A 2,582-nucleotide genomic window follows, 5' to 3' on the forward strand; every position below is an offset into this window, starting at 1 on the left:
ACGTTCATAGACGACGGTAACGGACAACAGAACGACAGGCCGGGGGACAGCCCCGCCCCCCCCCCCCACCCCTCTTCACCCGGGACGACGAAAAAACCGACGCGCCGGTTGACTCGGTTTCAAGAACTAGCCGGCGTACGGGTCCGAGTCGCCGCCGTCCAGTCCGTCGGCCTGCCGGATCGCGGTGGCCAGCTCCCGTACGGAGGCGGAGTCGGCGCGCTCGGCGAGCTCACCGGCCCTCTTCGCGAGGACCGCCAGCCCGGGCGAGCCCGGCAGCGGATCGCCGCCGCCCGCCGCATCGCCGCGCAGGCGGTCGGCGAAGTAGGCGGCGATGGCGGTGAGTTGCAGGCTGTCGTGGCCGCCGCCCCAGATCGGCGCGTGCGTCAGCGCGGCGGTGCCGACCGTACCGGAGCGCTCGTGCGGGGCGCGGGTGGCCGGGTCGAGCCAGCGGACGGTGGCCGTGGCGACCCGCCCGCTCCGCCCGGGCCGCAGCTTCACCGCGTACAGCGCCGTCACCGTGTGGCCGGCCCCGACCTCGCCGCCGTCGACCCGGTCGTCGCGGAAGTCCTCGGCGGCGACCTCGCGGTTCTCGTACCCGACGAGCCGGTGGCTCTCCACCGTCCGGTCGTCGAAGACGATCTGCGCCTTGGCGTCACGCGCGCGCAGCTCGACATGGGCGGGGAGCTGGTCGACGAAGACCTTGCGGGCCTGCTCGGGAGTGGAGACGTACGTGGTGTGGCCGTCGCCCTTGTCGGCGAGGCGCTCCATGAACGCGTCCCCGTACTCGCTGCCGACACCGACCCCGAAGAGGGTGATCCCGTACCGCCGCCGCTCCGTGTCGATGCGCTCCAGGATGCCGGCGGCATCGGTGTCGCCGGTGTTGGCGAGCGCGTCGGAGAGCAGCACGACCCGGTTGGTGACGCCGCCGCGCCGGCCCTCGACGGCGACGTCGTACCCGGTACGGACACCGGCCTCGACGTTGGTGGAGCCGGCGATCTCCAGCGCGTCGACGGCCTCGCGCAGCCGGTCGCGGTTGCCGCCGACCCGGGTCATCGGCAGCCGTGTCTCCGCCTCCGAGCTGAACGTGACGAGCGCGACGGAGTCGTCGTCGCGGAGCCGGGTCGCGAGCAGCCGCAACGACTCCTTCACCAGATCGAGCCGCCCCGGCTCCCCCATCGAACCCGACACGTCGACGACGAACGTCAACGCGGCAGGCGGCCGTTCACCCTCACTCGGCCGCGTCGCGAGCCCGACGCGCAGCAGCGACCAGCCGGCGGCGCCGGAGCGGGCGCCGTCGAGGGTGACGCTGAAGCCGTTGTCCTTCGGACGGGGGTAATCGGGCTTGAAGCTGTTGACGAACTCCTCGGGCCGCACGGAGGCGGGCTCGGGCAGGCGGCCCTCGGCGAGGGAGCGGCGGGCGTAGCCGTAGGAGGCGGTGTCGACGTCGAGGGCGAAGGTGGAGGTCCGGCCGGTCTCTTGGGGCGCGGGCCGGTCGTTGCCGCTCGGGCGGTCGAGCTGGTAGGAACCGCCGCCGGACTGGCCGGAACAGCCGGCGAGCAGCAGCGCGGCCGCGAGCACACCCGCGGCGAGTCTTCGCTTCATGGTGATCTCCCCCATCTTCTCTGCCCTGTAGGGCACTTGTGAATGTGACGTCCGAGGAGGCCGGAAGGAGCAGACGAAGGAGTTGCGGATGGATCTCATTGCGGCAACGGCGGCGGGGGCACGCCGCTGTGGCAGGGACTCGCCATCCTTTTCAACAGGGGTTGTCACCGTGCGCAGTCACGTGCGTACATGGAGTGGCACAGGGTGGGCACACCGATCGGGCGGGGGTGGTCAGCGGTGGCAGAGACTGCGGGCTCCGTGATGCTCGCCCGTTCGGCGATGGGCCGCGCCGGCCCGGATCCACAGCGCCTCGCCGGGCGCCCGGTCCGCGGCACCCGCCGGGTCAGCGCCGCGCTCGCCGGGCTCGCGGCCTCGGCCCGGCACGAGTTGCTGACCTTCGACGACCCGGCCGCCTCCGCGTCGCGCGCGATCCCCGAGCCGTTCCTGGAGCTTGCAGGAGCGTGCATGCGCGCGGCGGCGGAGCGGGCCGCGGAGGTCCGCCGCATCGTGCCCCGCCACGCGCTCCCCCACGTGGCGGGCGCGGTGCGGGTGCCGGGGCGGGCGCGGGTCACCGACTCGATCCCGTTCAAACTGATCGTCGTCGACCGCACGGTCGCGGCCGTCCCCCTCGACCTCGAACTCCTCTACAACGGCCTGCTCCTGATCCGCGACCCGGTAGTGATCGCGGCCCTGGTCCGCGCCCACCACACCTCCTGGGACGCCGCCCAGGAACTGGCCGGCCTCACCCCACCCACCCGCGACCTCCCCCCTCAACTCCGCCCGGTCCTCGACGCGCTGCTGGCGGGCCTGACGGACGAGACGGCGGCGACGCGTCTGGGCGTGTCGCCGCGGACGTACAGCCGACGGGTGGGCGAACTGATGGCGGCGCTGGGAACGACGAGCCGCTTCCGCGTTGGTGTCCAGGCGATCACCGCCCCTGCCGCGTCCCGTGCGTGCGTCCAGCCCCTCGGGTGTCGTTC

The 2,582-nt window shown here is 73.3% G+C and carries 2 protein-coding genes; one reads left to right on the forward strand and one right to left on the reverse strand.

The features are described from left to right. Window positions 1-126: 126 nt before the first annotated feature. Complete coding sequence (locus tag ACWEV0_RS35820) at window positions 127-1,602, reverse strand: YfbK domain-containing protein (protein WP_453153990.1); 1,476 nt, start codon at window positions 1,600-1,602, stop codon at window positions 127-129. Window positions 1,603-1,839: 237 nt separating this feature from the next. Here ACWEV0_RS35820 and ACWEV0_RS35825 point away from each other — a divergent pair. Continuing rightward, on the forward strand, window positions 1,840-2,582 hold a 743-nt coding region (locus ACWEV0_RS35825; RefSeq protein ID WP_453153991.1), incomplete at its 3' end, for a helix-turn-helix transcriptional regulator.

Source organism: Streptomyces sp. NPDC003943, from assembly GCF_053605265.1.

Coding starts and splice junctions, on each gene's coding strand:
- ACWEV0_RS35820 (WP_453153990.1), bottom strand. CDS start 1,602: ATGAAGCGAAGACTCGCCGCGGGTGTGCTCGCGGCCGCGCTGCTGCTC.